The organism is Saccharothrix sp. NBAS 001 (genome assembly GCF_056640475.1).
Map to the genome: position 1 here is coordinate 5,073,385 of NZ_CM153251.1, position 16,876 is coordinate 5,090,260.

Below are 16,876 nucleotides of genomic sequence, written 5' to 3' on the forward strand. Positions count from 1 at the left end.
GAAACAGCGTGTTCGCGCGATTACTCTCGGTGGAAGGTGTCCGGAACCATACGAAAGTAGGGAAAAAGACACGTTGATCAGCTAGGGCCGGTTAACGTTCACGGGGTGCAGATCCCGTGGAGAGCCGCGCCGCGCGCCGCGCTGTCGAGCCCGCTGACGCTGTTGGTCAGCCTGGTCACCGCGCTCCTGCTGAGCTTCGTGGTGGCCGCCGCGGTGATGCACTCGGCCGCCTCCGGGAGTGCCGCCATCGACTACCAGCAGGACCGGCTGTGCACCGAGTCCCTGCACCCCTCGCTGGAGATCGCGCTCCCACCGAAGCAGGTCACGCCGTTCTTCGACGACGTGCGCGCGTCGTCCGGCGACCAGCCGGTGCTGCCCGCCGCCTACACCCGCGAGGCGCGCACCGACTTCGGCGGCAAGCAGACCTACGCCAAGTTCGGCTTCCGGCCCGGCGCGACCGACCACCTGAAGGTGCTCGAAGGCGGCGGCAAGGACGGGCTGTGGGTGCCCAAGAGCATCGCCGCCACCACGGACCTCCAGCTCGGCAAGCGCGGCATGGGCGGGAAGCTGCCGCCGGTCACCGCCGTCTACGCCGACGTGCGCGACCCGCTCGACGCGTGGTGGTGCTCCGAGCGCCAATACGTCGTCCCGAACACCATGCGCAAGGACAACGACCTCCCGACCGCCGTCGTGTGGATGCCCGACGCCGCGGCGTTCGACGCGCTGCCGCCCGAACTCGCCCCGGTCGTCGACGTGTCGGTCCGGTTCCCCAGCGCCGTCCCGCGGACCGTGAACGAGGCCGAGGCCCTGCTCGCCGCCGGCACCGCCCGCGTGCAGAAGTTCGACGACATGGGCGTGCGGGTGATGTCGCCGCTGGTGCTGCCGGTGGAGAACGCCCACCAGACCGCGGCGAACGTGCGCTCGGCGATCCTGCCGCTGACGCTGATCAGCCTGCTCATCGGCCTGGCCGGGGTGGCCACGGTGACCGTGCAGTGGGCGCAGCGGCGGCACACCGAGCTGAGGCTGCTGTGGGTGCGCGGCTCCGGCCCGGCCGCGCTGGGCGGCCGGGCGCTGCTCGAACTCGGCCTGCCGCTGCTGGTCGGCGGGCTGCTCGGGTTGGGCGTGGCCCGGCTGCTGCTGCCGGTCTACGCGCCCTCCACCGCGCTGCCGCCGGGCACCACGTCCACCGGGGCGCTGGCCGTGCTGGTGGTCGTGGTGCTGAGCCTGGTCGTCACGTGGGCGACCGCCGCGGTGCGCGCGCACCGGGTGTTCCAGTCCTCCACCACCGGCAACCGCGCGCGCCGCGTGCTGGCCGCCGTGCCGTGGGAACTGGCCACCGCGGGCCTCGCGGTGTGGGCGTGGCTGCGGGTGCAGGACAGCGGCCTGTCCTCGCCGACCAAGATCGGCGGCCTGCCCCGGATCGACGCCGCCGCGCTCGCCTTCCCGCTGCTCGTGGTGCTCACCACCGCGCTGGTCGCGGCCCGGGTCGCGCGCTGGGCGCTCAAGGCGTCGCACCGGGTGTCGATGTGGTCCAAGCCCGCCGCGCAACTGGCCGTGCGGCGGCTCGCGGCGGCGGCCGGGCCGGTGACCGGCGTGCTGCTGGTCGGCGTGCTGGCCATCGGCACCATCGCGGTGGGCACCAGCATCGCGGGCTCGCAGAAAACCGCGCTGGACATGAAATCCGGCATGTACACGGGCGCGGAGAGCTACGTGCGGATCTCCGACCTGATCGAGCTGCCCGAGGGGCTGCGCGGGAACTCCACCGTCGTCGGGGTCAGCGAGTTGAACGACCGGATGGCGCTGGTGGTCGACCCGGCGACGTTCGGCGACGGCGCGTTCACCCACGACGTCGACCCGGCGCTGCTCGGCCGACCGCTGCGGATCGGCAACGCGCCGGCCGGCGAGATCTCGATGCCCGGCCTGCCCAAGGTGACGCCGACCGCGCACCTGGCGTCGTTCCCCAAGCTCGGCACGTCCGGCTGGGTGGTGCCGCGCGACCTCGTCCCGGACCTGTCGGACGTCGGCTCCTGGTACGTGTGGTCGACCAAGTCGTTGCGCGAGATGACCGACGTGCTGTCGGACAACGGGATCACCTACCGCAACGGCAACGAGCGGTCCAAGGCGATCGCGGGCCTGCCGTTCCTGACCATCCAGTGGACCTTCGGCTTCGTCGCCGCGATCGGCGCGGTGCTCGCCGTCGTGGCCGCGATCGCGCTGCTGCTGGCGATCGAGGTGCGGCGCCGGCAGAACGCGCTGTCCGGCGCGTTCAGCACCCGGATGGGGCTGCGGCCCGCCGCGCTGCTGTCCAGCCACCTGCTGGAACTGGGCGCGCTGGCCGTCGCGGCGGTCGTCGTCGGGCTCTCGGCGAGCGCGATCAGCAGCGGGTACGCGGTGCCCCGGCTGGACCCCGCGCCCCGGCTGACCCCGACCCCGGAACTGCCCAACGTGTTCCCGCTGCTGGGCGCGACGGTGGCGGGCAGCGCGCTGGTCGTGCTGGTGGCGGCGTGGATCGCGGTGCGGGCGGTGCGCTCGGCGCGGATCGGGGAGCTGATCCGTGGCTGACCGGTACGACGAGAGGGAGACGGCCGTGGCCGACCTGTACGAGGATCGGGCCGACCACTACGACCGGCGGCCGGCGGGACCGGCGCACGTGCTGCGCCTGCGCGACGTGGGCGTGGAGTACCGGACCCCGGGCGGGACGGTGACCGCGGTCTCCGACGTGACGCTGGACGTGCCCGCGAGCGGGATCACCGTGCTGGCCGGGCCGTCCGGGTCGGGCAAGTCGACGCTGCTGCGCGTGCTGAGCCTGGTGGAGCGGCCCACGACCGGCGGCGTGGAACTGCGCGGCGCGGGCACCGCGCGGCTGTCGTCCAAGGCGCGCAGGGCGTTGCGGCGCACCGAGATCGCGCTGGTGTTCCAGAACCCCGCCGACAACCTGGTCGGGCACCTCACCGTGGGCGACAACCTGCGCGCGGCGGCCCAGGCGTCCGGCCGCACCGCGGCGGTGGAGGACCTGCTGGCCCAGCTCGGCCTGCCGGACACGGCAGGCTGGAAGGTCAGCGCGTTGTCCGGTGGGCAGCAGCAGCGGCTGGCGTTCGGCTGCGCGCTGGCCCGGGGCGCGTCGGTGGTGCTGGCCGACGAACCGACCTCGCAGCTCGACGCGGTGTCCGCCGACCTCGTGCTGGAGACGTTGGCGGACCTCGCGAAACGCGGTGTGCCGGTGGTCGTCGCGTCCCACGACCCCCGCCTGATCGCGTTGGCGGACACCAGATTCGACCTGCGGAACGGGGCGTTGGCGGCATGACGGCGTTGCGAGCGGTGGGGGTCCGGCGGTCGTTCGAGCACCCCGGCGGGACGGTGCACGTGCTGCGCGGGGTCGACCTGGAGGTGTCGGCGGGCGAACTGGTCACGCTGTCCGGGCCGTCCGGGTCGGGCAAGAGCGCCCTGATGTCCGTGCTGTCCGGGTTCGACCGGGCCGACGACGGCACCGTGGAGATGTGCGGCGAGGTGCTGACCGCTCCCCCGACGTGGGCGCTGTGCGCGCTGCTGCCCCAGGCGATGGGGCTGGCCGGCGAGCTGACGCTGGCTGAGAACGTGGCGCTGCCGCTGCGGTTGAGCGGCCGCGGGGACGTGAACGGGGTCGCCGCGCTGCTGGAGGAACTCGGCATCGGCGCGCTGGCCGACCGCTACCCGGCCGAGGTGTCGTTCGGGCAGCAGCAGCGCGCGGCGCTGGCGCGGGCCGTGATCGCCTCGCCCAAGGTGCTGCTCGCCGACGAGCCCACCGCGCACCTGGACCAGGTGAGCGCGCCCACGGCGGTCCGGGTGCTGCGGCGCGCGGCCGACGCGGGCGCCGCCGTGCTGATCGCCACGCACCACGACGAGGTGCACCGGGCGGCCGACCGCACGGTGGTCCTGTCCGGTGGACGGGTGTCCGTAGGATAGGCGGCGATGTTCCGTCGTTTCCTCGCCCTCGCCCTGGTGCTGCCGTTGCTGGCGGTGCTGCTGATGGTCGCCGATTCGCCGTTCCCCGACCCGCTGGGGCCCGGGAAGGACGCGCCGGCGGCGCTGGTCGCGCTGGGCGACAGCACGATGTCCGGCGAGGGTGCGGGCAGTTACGAACCCGGCACGGACGGCGAGAACGACAACTGGTGCCACCGGTCGACCAAGGCGTCGGTGCGGCGGACCAGGGTCGCCGGCGTCGAGAAGGTGTTCAACCTGGCGTGCTCGGGGTCGAGCGCGGAACAGGTCGGCAACGGCGACGGCACCAACAACAACGAGATCTCGCAGACCCGGCAGCTCGCGCGGATCGCCCGCGAGTACCGGGTGACCACGGTCGTGGTCGCCATGGGCGCCAACGACGACCCGAAGTTCGGCGAGGTGCTCGGCTCGTGCCTGCGGGCGTGGTTCGACCGGGCGGACTGCTCCAAGGGCCTGGCCGACGAGTGGCAGGCGCGCGTGGACCGCATGGTGCCCAAGGTGGAACGGGCGCTGCGCGACATCCGCCAGGTGCTGCGCGACGAGGGGTACACGCCGTTGTCGTACACGCTGGTGGTGCAGTCCTACGCGTCCCCGGTCGGGCCGGACCTGCCGTCGGACCTGCAAAACCTCGCCGGCTGCCCGCTGCGGACCGGTGACCTGAAGTGGGTGCGCGACACCGCCGTGGGCCAGCTGTCCGGCGGGCTGCGCAAGGCCGCGTCGGCGGTGGGCGCGCGTTTCCTGGACCTGTCGAAGGCGGGCGCGGAGCACGAGGCGTGCGCGGGCGGGAAGAACCCGGACAGCGAGTGGTTCACCCGGCTCACCGTGGACTTCGACGGCCTGCGCGACGAGGTCCGGGCCCGCCACGCCCTCCAGGAGTCCTTCCACCCCAACGCCCGGGGCCACGAGCAGTTCGGCCGCTGCCTGACCGAGTTCCTCGGCACGTCCGCCCGCGAAGCCGCCTGCGTGGCCGACCGGGACGGCAACCTGACCCCCGTGCCGGACCGCGACTAGTGCGTTGACCACATACGTTCACCGGGTTGGGGACACGCCGGACAAGATCCCCGACGCCGGTTCGTGGTGATCCCATGCTCGGTGGTGTCGTAGTCGCCGCCGAGCATGAGGACGGGTCGATGGCCGAGCCGGTCAGAGCACGTCGATTAACCGAGGACGAGGGCCGTCGTCTGCTGAACTACGTGCGTCGGGGCAGACAGGGCACGATCCGGATGCGCCGGGCGATGATCATCCTGGCCTCGTCGTCCGGAACCCCGGCCCCGTCGATCGCGCGACTGGTCGCGGCGGACGCCGACACCGTGCGGGACGTGATCCACGACTTCAACGCCCGCGGCCTGGCGGCGCTGGACCCTAGGTGGGCGGGAGGCCGTCCCCGCCTGATCGGCCCCGACGACGAAGCGTTCGTCGTGGCGACGGCCAAGGCCCGCCCCGCGAGGGCGGGCCTGCCCTTCACCCGGTGGAGCCTGCGCAAACTCGCCGCCCACCTGCACCGCAACCCGCACCGCCGGGTCCGCATCGGCCGGGAACGGCTCCGGCAGATCCTGCACCGACATGGGATCAGCTTCCAGCGCACCCGGACCTGGAAGACCTCCAACGACCCGGACTTCGACGCCAAGCTCGACCGCATCGACGAGGTCCTCACCCGGTTCCCGCAGCGGTGTTTCGCCTTCGACCAGTTCGGGCCGCTGTCGATCCGACCGCACCACGGCTCCGGCTGGGCACCCCGTTCCCGACCCTCCCGGCTGCCGGCGACCTACCGGCGCACCCACGGCATCCGCTGTTTCCACGGCTGCTACTCCGTCGGCGACGACACGCTCTGGGGTGTCACCCGCCGCCGCAAGGGCGGCGACCACAGCCTGGCCGCCCTCAAATCGATCAGGACGGCCAGACCCGACGGCGCACCGATCTACGTGATCATGGACAACCTGTCGGCCAACAAGACCCCCAAGATCCTCACGTGGGCCGCCGACAACAACGTCGAGATATGCCTGACCCCGACCTACGCCTCCTGGGCCAACCCGATCGAGCCGCAGTTCGGACCACTGCGCACCTTCGTCATCGCCAACTCCGACCACCCCAACCACACCGTCCTGGCCAGACGGCTCCAGCAGCATCTGCGCTGGCGCAACGCCAACGCACGCCACCCCGACATCCTCGACGCCCAACGCCGCGAACGAGCACGCATCCGCAGCGAACGCCACCAACGCTGGGGCCGACCACAACCCCGAGCGGCCTGACCAACCCGGCCAACCTATGTGGTCAACGCACTAGCCGTTCTTCGGCCGGTCCTCCCGGGAGCGGCGGGAGGGTAGCGGCGACCGTGCCGCGTCGGACCCCCAAAGTTTCGGGATCGTCGGCGGGGCGTGCCCGGACCACGCTGTGGAGCGCGTCATTCGGCTCCGGTCAGTCGGGTCACAAGGGGGAACGGGATGAGAACTCGCGTGCTCGTCGCAGCGCTCGCGCTGCTGTTCGTGGGTGCCGCGACGGCGGCGGCCCAGCCGCTGCGCGCCGGCACGGCGGCGGCGGATCCCGCTGTCGCCGCGTCGACGTCGTCCGTGCGGCACTTCCAGAACGTGCGCTTCCAGCGGTGCCTGGACGCGGACACCAACACCGGCGGCAACGGCGGCAAGGTCCAACTGTGGGACTGCGGACCGTGGAACCAGCAGGACTGGGAGGTCCGGGCGGACGGTTCCCTCTACAACATGCGGTTCCAGCGGTGCCTGGACGCCGACACGAACACCGGCGGCAACGGCGGCAAGGTCCAGCTCTGGGACTGCGGACCGTGGAACCAGCAGCAGTGGGTCCTGCGGGCGGACGGCTCGGTGTACAACGCGCGCTTCCAGCGGTGCCTCGACGCCGACACCAACACCGGCGGCAACGGCGGCAAGGTCCAACTGTGGGACTGCGGACCGTGGAACCAGCAGTGGTGGCGGTGATCTAGAGCCGTTCGATCGCGGACGCGGTCCAGAACGGCGTGCGGGCGGCCAGGTACGCGGCGGCCTGCGCGGGGCTCCACGAGTGGGCTTCGCGCAGGCCGTCGCGCAGCACCGTCAAGTACGGGGCGGAGGGGGCGGTGTGCTCGACCTCCCCGGACGTCCAGGGCGCGGTGAAGGTCAGGGCCGGGTGGCCGGCGACGTCGGCCAGGCGCAGCAGGGTGTCGTAGCGGCCGGGGCCGCGTTGTTCGCGGCCTTCCGCCAGGACGGTGGTCAGGTCGATCTCCGGGCCGGGTTCGCGGTACATCTCCTGCTCCACCACGTCCGCGAACTGGGAGGTGGTGATCAGGTAGCCGCGCATCGCGGCGGTGCCGGGCAGCCCGGTGTCGAAGAACGCCCGCCCGCCGCCCCACACCGGCGACCGGGTGGCGAAGTAGATGCCGCCGGGGGCCTCGACCGCGCGGACGGCACGCGGCGGGCTGCCGTCACGACAGCCCGGGTAGACGTGCGCGACGCCGGCGGGCGAGCCACCGCGCAGGTAGCAGGCGAACCGGTCGGCGTGCATGTTCGAGCCGTAGCTCACGTACCAGACGTGGCTCACGGTGGACTCGCGCATCCGCCGATGATCCGCCGCGGGCCGCGTCCGCGAACTGCGCCGGAGGGCCGAACCCGGGCGGGGGCGGCCGTCACCGCCCGGCGCGCCACTCGTCCTCCAGCAGGGCGTAGATGAACTCCTCGCCCCACGCGCCCTTGAAGACCTCGGCGTGGCGGAAGTGCGCTTCGCGCCGCATGCCGAGGCGTTCCATGACCCGCCACGACGCGTCGTTGAGCGCGTCGCACGACGCCACGATCCGGTGCAGGCCCAGGTTCTCGAAGCCGAGCCGGAGCATGGCCCGGGACGCTTCGGTGGCGTAGCCGCGGCCGTGGTGGTCGGGGTGCAGGACGTAGCCGATCTCGCCCTGGCGGTGCTCCTCGTTGAGCCACTTCAGCACCGTCTCCCCGATCACCCGGCCGTCCCGCTCGACGGCCAGGGCCAGGCTCTCGCCCTCCTTCGCGGGCCAGGTGATCGACGCCTTCTGCGCCAGGCTCTCGGTGGTCTCCTCGGGGGTCTTGGCCTCCCCGTACAGGTACCGGACCACGTCGGGGCGGGACTGCCACGAGTGCAGGGCCGCGTGGTCGGCGAGGGTGAAGGGGCGCAGCAGCAGGCGTTCGGTGCGGATCGGGTAGACGGGTGCGGTCACGTGCTCCAACTTACGAGAAACCCCGGTCAGAGGTCGGCCAACGCGGTGATCGGGGACTCCACGCAGTCGGCCACGAACCTCAGGAACCCGCCCGCCGTGCCGCCGTCGCACACCCGGTGGTCGAAGGCGAGCGTCAGCTGGGTGACCTTGCGGACCGCCAGCTGCCCGTCGACCACCCACGGGCGGTCGATGATCCGGCCGATGCCCAGGATCGCCGCCTCCGGGTGGTTGATGATCGCGGCGGACCCGTCGACGCCGAACACGCCGTAGTTGTTGACCGTGAACGTGCCGCCGGTCAGCGACGCCGGGGCGATCCGCCCCTCGCGGGCCGACGCGGCCAGCCCGGTGATCGCGGCGGCCAGCCCGGACGTGGTGAGCGCGTGCGCGTCGCGGACCACCGGCACCACCAGGCCCCGGTCGGTCTGCGCGGCGAAACCCAGGTGGATCTCGTCCAGCACGGCGATCTCGTCGCCCTCGACCCGCGAGTTCAGCTCGGGGAACTTGCGCAGCCCCAGCACGGTGAACCGGGCCAGCAGCGCGAGCAGCGACACCGACGGCAGCGCGGCTCGGGCGGCCAGGAAGTCCGTCGCGTCGACGTCCACCCAGACCGTCGCCTCGGGGATCTCGCGCCGGGACGTGGCGAGCTTCTCCGCGACCAGCCCGCGCAGGCCCTTGAGCGGGATCCGCCGGGCGGGGCCGGCGGGCAGGTCGGCCGACGCCGGCACGGCGGGCACCCGGGCGGCGGGCTCGGCGGCGGGCGGCGCGGCGGATCGCGCGGACAGCTCGCGTTCGACGTCGGCCCGGCGGATCACGCCGCCGGGGCCGGTGCCGGCGATGCGGTCGAGCGCCAGCCCGTTCTCCCGGGCCATCCGCCGCACCAGCGGCGAGATGACCGCCGGGGCCGTGACCGGCCGGGCCTCGACCGGCTGGTGGGTGGCGGAGGTGCGGGCGGTCTGGACGGGGACGGCGGGTGCGGCCTGGGGCGGGGTGCCGCGACCGGGGCCGCGACGGTTCGCCCGGCGGCGGCGGGGCGCGTCGGAGGTGCCGTAGCCGATCAGGACGTTGCCGGAGCCGGTCTCGGCGGCCGACTCCTCCCCCACCGACAGCAGCACGGAGCCGACCGCGAGCTTCTCGCCCGTCTCGCCGTACCGGGCCCGGACCACGCCCTCGAACGGGCACGGCACCTCGACCACGGCCTTCGCCGTCTCGACCTCCACCACGGGCTGGTCGATCGACACGTGGTCGCCGACCGCCACCAGCCAGGTGACGATCTCGCCCTCGGTCAACCCCTCGCCCAGGTCGGGCAGCCGGAAGTCAGGCACCGTACCCCCTCACGACCTCGTCGTCCCACTGGAGCCGGGCGACCGCGTCGAGGATCCGGTCCACGCTCGGCAGGTGGTGCTCCTCCAGCTTCGGCGGCGGGTAGGGGATGTCGAACCCGGTCACCCGCAGCACGGGCGCGTGCAGGTGGTGGAAGCACCGCTCGGTCACCCGCGCCACGACCTCGGCCCCGTACCCGCCGAACCCGGACGCCTCGTGCACCACGACGGCCCGACCGGTCCGGCGCACCGACGCGCACACCGTCTCGTCGTCGAACGGCGAGAGCGTCCGCAGGTCCACGACCTCGACGTCCCAGCCCTCCTCGGCGGCGGCCTCGGCGGTCTCCAGGGCGGTGGCGACCATCGGCCCGTAGGCGATCAGCGTGACGTCCGACCCGGTGCGCCGCACGAGCGCCCGGTCCATCGGCACGGCCACGTCGGACAGCTCGCCCTTGGCCCAGTACCGCCGCTTGGGCTCCAGGAAGATCACCGGGTCCGGCGAGGCGATCGAGTCGCGCAGCAGCCGGTAGGCGTCGTCGGGGGTGCCGGGCGTGACGACGGTGAGACCCGGCGTGTGCGTGTAGTACGCCTCGGACGAGTCGCAGTGGTGCTCCACGCCGCCGATGCCGCCGCCGTAGGGCACCCGGATGACGATCGGCAGCGACACCCGCCCGCGGGTCCGGTTGCGCATCTTGGCCAGGTGGCTGGTGATCTGCTCGAACGCCGGGTAGGCGAACGCGTCGAACTGCATCTCCACCACGGGCCGCAGCCCGTTCATGGCCATGCCGATCGCGGTGCCGACGATGCCGGACTCGGCCAGCGGCGTGTCGAACACCCTGGTCTCGCCGAACCGGGCGGCCAGCCCGTCGGTCACCCGGAACACGCCGCCGAGCGGGCCGACGTCCTCGCCGAACACCAGCACGCCCGGGTCGTCCTCCAGCGCGTCGGACAGCGCCCGGTTGAGCGCGCCCGCCATCGACAGGCTGGTGCCCGCCACCGCCGCCGTCATGCCAGTTCCTCCGCGAGGGCCGCCGCCTGCTCGCGCAGGTGGGTGGTGGGGGTGGCGTACACGTGCTCGAACAGGGTCGCCGGGTCGTGCTCGTGGTCGACGTTGAGCTTGGCCCGCACCGAGGCGGCGAAGTCCTCGGCCTCGGCCGCGATCTCGGCCTTGCGGGCGGTGTCGAGCAGGCCGCGCGAGGTCAGGTAGGCGTCGATGCGGTCGACCGGGTCGCGGTCCAGCCACGCGGCGACCTCGTCGGAGGTGCGGTAGCGGGTGGCGTCGTCGGCGTTGGTGTGCGCCTCGATGCGGTAGGTCAGCGCCTCGATCAGGGTCGGCCCGCCGGACTCCAGGGCTTCCCGGACCACGGCGTACACGGCGGCCACGTCGTTGCCGTCGACCAGCACGGACGGCACGCCGTAGCCGACGCCCTTGGCGGCCAGCGTCGGCGCGGCGGTCTGCTTGGACAGCGGCACGCTGATCGCGTAGCCGTTGTTCTGCACCAGGAACACGACGGGCGCGCGCCACACCCCGGCGTAGTTGAGCGCCTCGTGGGTGTCGCCCTCGGAGGTCGCGCCGTCGCCGAGCAGCACCAGGGCGGCGGTGTCCTCGCCCTTGACGCGCGCGGCGTGCGCGAACCCGACCGCGTGCAGCGTGTTGGTGGCCAGCGGGGTGCACTGCGGCCCGACCCGGTGCTCGTAGGGGTCGTAGCCGAGGTGCCAGCCGCCTTGCAGCAGGGTCAGCGTCTCGGCCGGGTCGACGCCGCGGGTGACCAGCGCGACCGAGTCGCGGTAGGTGGGGAACAGCCAGTCGTGGGCGCGCAGCGCCAGCACCGAGCCGACCTCGCACGCCTCCTGGCCGCGCGAGGAGGGGTAGACGGCGAGCCGGCCCTGCTTGGTGAGCGCGGTGGCCTGGGTGTCGAAGCGCCGGCCGACGACCATCCGGCGGTGCAGTTCCAGCAGCACGTCGTCGTCGGGCATCGTCAGCGGCGAGTCGGCGACCGGTGCGCCGTCCTTGCGCAGCAGCGCCAGCGGCTCCTCGGTGGGCAGCAGCGACCGCTCCCTGGTGGCGACCATGGGCTCCTCCGACGCTCGGGGTGTCCGGACCACCGCATGGTCCAGCTCACACCGGCCAAAGTTCCAGATCCGACGTGGAATCCTGGACGAATTGACGCGCGATCGGGCTATCGTCGGCCGTATGACGCCCAGCGCTGGACACACTGCCCCGCTCGACGCCACCGACCGGCGCATCGTGGAGGAGCTGCGCGCGGACGGCCGGCTGTCGATGCGGGCGCTGGCGGAGAAGCTGCACATCTCCCGGGCGAGCGCCTACTCGCGGGTGGAGCGGCTGCACCGGGACGGCGTGGTCACCGGCTACACGGCGGTGGTCGACCCGGAGCGGTACGGGTTCGGCATCTCCGCCTACGTCTACCTCAAGATCAGCCAGCACTCGTGGAAGGCGGTGCGGCAGCGGGTGCTGGAGATCCCGGAGGTGTGGCACGGCGCGCTGGTCTCCGGCGACTACGACCTGGTGCTGCTGGTCCGCGCGCCGGACGCGCACAGCCTGCGCGACCTGGTGCTCAGCCGGTTGCAGACGATGCCGGACGTGACCTCCAGCCACACCGTGCTGATCCTGGACGAACTGCCCACCGACGCCCACCAGCCCCGGTGAAGGGCCCGGGGGCACGGCCCGCTGTGTCGGACCGTGCCCCCGGGTCGGCGCGCCGGACGCGGCGCTTCGGACCTACCAGCCGAAGTTCTGCGTCCAGTACACGCCGTAGGAACCGCCGCGCGCCATGCCGACGCCCAGCGTCTTGAGCTTGCAGTTGAGGATGTTCGCGCGGTGGCCGGGCGAGTCCATCCAGCCCTTGACCACCGCCTCGGGGGTGCGCTGGCCGGCCGCGATGTTCTCCGCGCCGGGCGAGGGGTGGCCGGCGGCCTTGACCCGGTCCACGAACGTGCGGCCGTCCTTGGACTTGTGGTCGAAGTAGTTCCGGTCGGCCATGTCCGCGCTGTGCCCGCGCGCGGCCCGGTCGAGGCGCTCGTCCACGCCCAGCGCCGGGCAGCCGTTGGCCGCGCGCTCGGCGTTGGTCAGGTTGAACACCTCGGCCTCGGCGATCTCGACGTCGGTCTTGACCGGCGCGACGGGCTCGGGCGCGGGGGCCGGTGCGGGCTCGGCGGCGGTGGTCGTGGTGGTGGTCGTGGTGGTGGTCGGCGCGGTGGTGCCGGCGGAGTCCGGCGGGGTGGTGCCCGGCGTGGTCGACGGGGTCCCGGAGTGCGACGTGGTGCGGACGTTCGTGGTGGCCGTGGCGGTCACCTGGGCCGCGGCCCGGCCGACGCCCGGACTGTCGCCGCAGCCCGCCAGGGCCACCCCGGCGACGGCGAGCACGACCGGCAGTGCGGTGCTGATGCGCGACACGCGGAAACCTCATCTGCGTTGGACGGCTTTTCGGGCGCGGCGACCGCGCGCGCTTTTTCGCAGGGAAGCGCGCTGCGGTCGCCGCACCGAACGGAGAACCGGGCGGACCGGGCAAGGGGGAGAGCGCTGCGGTCGGCCTCAATTCCGAAAATGACCTTATCCGCAAATTCGCAATTGTCAACCATGATTTATTTAAGGAACATTTAAAGGTCGCATGAGGTGACGGAAAGAAACGGCCGGCTAACCTTGCGGCTCCGGCACCCGGGTAAGCCTCAGTTGCACCCGGGTGCCGCCGAGCGGCCCGCGGTCCACGACCAGCGAGCCTCCGGTGGACTCGGCCGCGCGGCGGGCGATGTCGAGTCCGAGACCGGTGGAGCCGGCGCTGCTGCTTCCACGGCGCAGCGCCGACTCCAGGTCCTCGATACCGGGTCCGGCGTCCTCGATCACGATCACCACCTGGTCCGGCCGGTGGAACAGCGCCACCACGAACCCGACGCCCTCGGGCGTGTGCCGGAAGATGTTGCCCAGCACCACGTCCATCGCCGCGGCCAGGTCGGTGCGGGTCAGCGGCACGTAGGCGGCGCGCTCGGTGCCCCGCATGTTCCACCGCCGCTGCTGGTCGTCGGCCAGCGCCGACCAGAACACCAGCCGGTCGTGCACCACCTGCGCGGCGTCGCACTGCCGGCTGTCCGGGTCGTCCAGCTCCCGGCGGGCGGCCCGGATCAGCTCGTTGACCTCGCGCTCCAGCGCGTGCACGGCCTGCCGGACGCGGTTCGCGCCGGGGTCCGCGCCCAACGTCTCGGAGTCCAGCCGCAGCGCGGTCAGCGGCGTGCGCAACCGGTGCGACAGGTCCGCCAGCCACTCCCGCTCGGCCGCCATGAGCTGCCCGATCCGGTCCGCCATCCGGTTGAACGCGCCGCCGGCGTCGGCCAGCTCGGGCGGCCCGGTGGGCACCACGCGGGTGGTCAGGTCGCCCTGCTCCATCCGCTGCGCGCCCTCGGCCAGCTCCTTGGACGCCTTCACCACCCGCGCCCCGAGCCGGTCGGCGACCAGCACCGACGCCAGCACCAGGCACACCGCCACGCCGCTGAGCGCGAGCCAGGCGGTCGAGACGCCCCGGGACAGCTCCTCCTCCGGCACGAACGCCTCGACCACCGCCACCCGGTCCTTCCCGAGCAGCACGGGTTGCAGGTGCACCCACCCGCCGGGCGCGGGCTCGGTGAGCGCCAGCCCCTCCTCGCGGGCCCGCCGGAGCTGGCCGTCGGTGGCCTTGACCGCGCCGATCACCCGCCCGTCGACCAGGTGCACGGCGAGCCGGCCGCCGGTGGACACCAGCGCCTGCTCGATGCTCAGCGGCTCGTCGGTGATCGCCAGCACCGGGGTGAGCGAGACGGCCTGCAACTGGGCCTGGTTGAACGCCTGGTTCTCGGCCAGCTGCCGCACCACCAGGGCGAGCGGGATCAGGAACGCGAGCGCCACCATCGAGGTGACGGCCAGCGAGACCAGCGCGAGCGACTTCCTCACTCGACGGCCGTCAGCTTGAACCCGACACCGCGCACGGTGTGCAGGTAGCGGGGTTGCGCGGCCCGTTCACCGAGCTTGCGGCGCAGCCACGACAGGTGGACGTCCAGCGTCTGGTCGTCGTGCCGGCCCGGCAGGTTCCACAGGTTGGCCAGCAGCTCGCCGCGCGGCACCACCTTGCCCTCCCGCGCGGCCAGGTAGGCGAGCAGGTCGAACTCCTTGCGGGTCAGGTTCAGCTCCCGGCCCGCCAGCCGCGCCTCCCGCCGGTCCAGGTCGACGGTCAGCTCCCCGATCCGCAGCGGCTCGGGCGCCTCGTCCTTGCGGGCCCGCCGCAGCACCGCCGACAGCCGCGCGGCCAGGTGCTCGCTGGAGAACGGCTTGACCAGGTAGTCGTCCGCGCCCGCGTTGAGCAGGCGGACGATCTCGGACTCCTCGTCGCGCGCGGTCGCGACGATCACCGGCACGTCGCACAGCCCGCGCATCATCCGCAGCGCATCCGCGCCGTCCATGTCGGGCAGCCCGAGGTCCAGCACGACGAGGTCGAAGGCGGTCGCGCCCGCGATCTCCCGCAGGGCTTCCAGCGCCGTGCCGACCGGCAGCACGGCGTGCCCCAGGCCGGTCAGCGCGCGGGTCACCGCCGACCGCACCACCGGATCGTCCTCGACCAGCAACACCGAGACCATGGCGCGCACCGTAACGCCCGCCGACACGAACGGGTGAACAACACCCACCTTCCGGCCTCATGGGAGGCACCGGCACCCACCAACCGCAGCCGCCCGCCGCGCCCGGACGGCCCAACCCGCCGAACGCCGTCCGCAATCGCGCCGAGTTCCCCCCGAAGCCGACCGGCGGAATTGCCGGACCGCACCGGCGACCACCCGGAAATGGCATTGTCGGAAATCGTCCGCCGGCCGTCACCGGAATGGCCCCGCCGCGCCCGGACGCCCCGCGCGGACCCGCCCGGCGGCTGACCGCGCGCTGACCGGCGCAGCGTGCCTTCGGCCCTCCGAAGCACCTCCACCTACCCGTTGCGGCCGGTTCGGCGTACTTCTCGACCACCACGACGTCACCCGAAGCCGAGGACCACCGCCATGACGATCATCGCCGCTCCGCCGAGCCCGATCGCCGCCCACCAGATGCTGATCTTCCTGCTCCAGCTGACCGTCCTGCTGGGCACGGCCTTCGGGCTGGGCAAGCTCGCCGCGCGCTTCTCCATGCCCGCGGTCGTCGGCGAACTGGCCGCCGGCGTGCTGCTGGGCCCGTCGCTGCTCGCCCACGCCCTCCCGGCGCTGTCGGGGTGGCTGTTCCCCGAGGACCCGAACCAGATCCACCTGCTCGACGCGGTGGGCCAGTTCGGCGTGCTGATGCTCGTCGGGTTCACCGGCATGCACATCGACATGACCATGGTCCGCCGCCGGGGCCGCACCGCCGCCTGGGTGAGCATGGGCGGCCTGCTCATCCCGCTCGCGCTCGGCGTCGGCGTCGGCCTGGTGATCCCCGCCGACCAGCTCTCCGGCTCCGACGAGCGGTTCGTCTTCGCGCTGTTCCTCGGCGTCGCCATGTGCGTGAGCGCCATCCCGGTGATCGCCAAGGCCCTGCTGGAGCTCAAGCTCCTGCACCGCAACATCGGCCAGCTCACCATCAGCGCCGCCGCCGTGGACGACATCGTCGGCTGGTCGCTGCTGTCCGTGGTCTCCGCGATGGCCACCACCGGACTGCGCGCGGGCCACCTGGCGCTGACCCTCGGCAGCCTGGTCGCGGTCCTCGTGGTCGCGCTGGTGATCGGCCGCCCCCTGGTCCGCAAGAGCCTCACCCTGGCCAACAAGTCCGAGGACGCCGGCGTCACGGTCGCGGTGATCGTGGTGCTGCTGCTCGCCTCCGCCGCCGGCACGCACGCCCTGGGCCTGGAGCCGATCATGGGCACGTTCGTCTGCGGCATCCTGCTCGGCACCTCCGGCATCCTCAACCGCACCAAGCTCGCGCCGCTGCGCACGTTCACCATGGCGGTGCTCGCGCCCATCTTCTTCGCCACGGCCGGCCTGCGGATGGACCTGACCCTGCTCGCCCAGCCGTCCGTGCTGGTCGCGGCCCTGGTCGTGCTGACCATCGCGATCGGCGGCAAGTTCGTCGGCGCGTACCTGGGCGCGCGGCTGAGCAGGTTGACCCACTGGGAGGGCCTCGCGCTCGGCGCGGGCCTCAACGCGCGCGGCGTGATCGAGGTGATCGTGGCGATGGTCGGCCTGCGGCTGGGCGTGCTGACCACCGCCGGCTACACGATCATCGTGCTGGTCGCCGTCGTCACCTCGCTGATGGCCCCGCCGATGCTGCGCTACGCGGCCAAGCGGATCGAGGTCACCGACGAGGAACGCCGCCGCGAGGAGACGTTCGCGGGCTGACCCCGCCGGGGGCGCGGCCCAGCGCGCCCCCGCGCCGGGGTTCCCACGCAGGTCAGCGGAT

The 16,876-nt window shown here is 73.0% G+C and carries 16 protein-coding genes; 8 read left to right on the forward strand and 8 right to left on the reverse strand.

Features of this window, described 5'->3' with window-relative positions:
- Nucleotides 1-105: 105 nt before the first annotated feature.
- The 6 genes from AC0HI0_RS20890 (at nt 106) to AC0HI0_RS20915 (ending at nt 6,926) form a co-directional block, all read left to right on the forward strand.
- Entirely contained in the window at nt 106-2,562 is a 2,457-nt protein-coding gene (locus AC0HI0_RS20890) for an ABC transporter permease (protein ID WP_480934058.1), read from the forward strand.
- A gap of 88 nt (nt 2,563-2,650) precedes the next feature.
- Nucleotides 2,651-3,304, forward strand: a complete 654-nt coding sequence (locus tag AC0HI0_RS20895; protein ID WP_480934347.1) for an ABC transporter ATP-binding protein — start codon at nt 2,651-2,653, stop codon at nt 3,302-3,304.
- Nucleotides 3,301-3,942 (forward strand): ABC transporter ATP-binding protein, encoded by a 642-nt coding sequence (locus tag AC0HI0_RS20900; protein ID WP_480934059.1) that lies wholly within the window; start codon nt 3,301-3,303, stop codon nt 3,940-3,942. Before AC0HI0_RS20895 ends, AC0HI0_RS20900 begins: the two co-directional genes overlap by 4 nt.
- A gap of 6 nt (nt 3,943-3,948) precedes the next feature.
- Nucleotides 3,949-4,989: a GDSL-type esterase/lipase family protein gene (locus tag AC0HI0_RS20905; protein ID WP_480934060.1), complete on the forward strand. Its 1,041-nt coding sequence runs from the start codon at nt 3,949-3,951 to the stop codon at nt 4,987-4,989.
- A gap of 119 nt (nt 4,990-5,108) precedes the next feature.
- A complete protein-coding gene (locus tag AC0HI0_RS20910; RefSeq protein WP_480934348.1) occupies nt 5,109-6,227 on the forward strand; it encodes an IS630 family transposase in 1,119 nt (372 codons plus the stop codon).
- Nucleotides 6,228-6,419: 192 nt separating this feature from the next.
- The gene (locus tag AC0HI0_RS20915) at nt 6,420-6,926 is read left to right on the forward strand and encodes a ricin-type beta-trefoil lectin domain protein (RefSeq protein WP_480934061.1); all 507 of its coding nucleotides are present in this window, start codon (nt 6,420-6,422) and stop codon (nt 6,924-6,926) included.
- Between the two features lies 1 nt (nt 6,927).
- Here the strand turns inward: AC0HI0_RS20915 and AC0HI0_RS20920 are convergent, their stop codons facing one another.
- From AC0HI0_RS20920 to AC0HI0_RS20940, 5 genes are all read right to left on the reverse strand, one after another.
- Nucleotides 6,928-7,539, reverse strand: a complete 612-nt coding sequence (locus AC0HI0_RS20920; RefSeq protein WP_480934062.1) for a histone deacetylase — start codon at nt 7,537-7,539, stop codon at nt 6,928-6,930.
- 70 nt (nt 7,540-7,609) lie between these two features.
- On the reverse strand, nt 7,610-8,164 hold the full coding sequence (locus AC0HI0_RS20925; protein ID WP_480934063.1) for a GNAT family N-acetyltransferase: 555 nt from the start codon (nt 8,162-8,164) through the stop codon (nt 7,610-7,612).
- Between the two features lie 26 nt (nt 8,165-8,190).
- On the reverse strand, nt 8,191-9,486 hold the full coding sequence (locus AC0HI0_RS20930; RefSeq protein ID WP_480934064.1) for a dihydrolipoamide acetyltransferase family protein: 1,296 nt from the start codon (nt 9,484-9,486) through the stop codon (nt 8,191-8,193).
- On the reverse strand, nt 9,479-10,492 hold the full coding sequence (locus tag AC0HI0_RS20935; protein ID WP_480934065.1) for an alpha-ketoacid dehydrogenase subunit beta: 1,014 nt from the start codon (nt 10,490-10,492) through the stop codon (nt 9,479-9,481). Before AC0HI0_RS20935 ends, AC0HI0_RS20930 begins: the two co-directional genes overlap by 8 nt.
- A complete protein-coding gene (locus tag AC0HI0_RS20940) occupies nt 10,489-11,556 on the reverse strand; it encodes a thiamine pyrophosphate-dependent dehydrogenase E1 component subunit alpha (protein WP_480934066.1) in 1,068 nt (355 codons plus the stop codon). Before AC0HI0_RS20940 ends, AC0HI0_RS20935 begins: the two co-directional genes overlap by 4 nt.
- A 121-nt stretch (nt 11,557-11,677) precedes the next feature.
- Between AC0HI0_RS20940 and AC0HI0_RS20945 the strand changes: the two genes are divergently transcribed.
- The gene (locus AC0HI0_RS20945; protein WP_480934067.1) at nt 11,678-12,151 is read left to right on the forward strand and encodes an Lrp/AsnC family transcriptional regulator; all 474 of its coding nucleotides are present in this window, start codon (nt 11,678-11,680) and stop codon (nt 12,149-12,151) included.
- Between the two features lie 72 nt (nt 12,152-12,223).
- Here AC0HI0_RS20945 and AC0HI0_RS20950 read toward each other — a convergent pair whose 3' ends face one another.
- The 3 genes from AC0HI0_RS20950 to AC0HI0_RS20960 form a co-directional block, all read right to left on the reverse strand.
- A complete protein-coding gene (locus AC0HI0_RS20950; protein WP_480934068.1) occupies nt 12,224-12,898 on the reverse strand; it encodes a CAP domain-containing protein in 675 nt (224 codons plus the stop codon).
- Between the two features lie 240 nt (nt 12,899-13,138).
- Entirely contained in the window at nt 13,139-14,422 is a 1,284-nt protein-coding gene (locus tag AC0HI0_RS20955) for a HAMP domain-containing sensor histidine kinase (RefSeq protein ID WP_480934069.1), read from the reverse strand.
- Nucleotides 14,419-15,102 carry a response regulator transcription factor gene (locus AC0HI0_RS20960; RefSeq protein ID WP_480934070.1) on the reverse strand — a complete coding sequence of 228 codons (684 nt, stop codon included), beginning with the start codon at nt 15,100-15,102 and terminating at the stop codon, nt 14,419-14,421. The genes AC0HI0_RS20955 and AC0HI0_RS20960 overlap by 4 nt, the downstream gene beginning before the upstream one ends.
- Before the next feature lie 408 nt (nt 15,103-15,510).
- Between AC0HI0_RS20960 and AC0HI0_RS20965 the strand changes: the two genes are divergently transcribed.
- On the forward strand, nt 15,511-16,815 hold the full coding sequence (locus tag AC0HI0_RS20965) for a cation:proton antiporter (protein WP_480934071.1): 1,305 nt from the start codon (nt 15,511-15,513) through the stop codon (nt 16,813-16,815).
- Nucleotides 16,816-16,876: the final 61 nt, after the last annotated feature.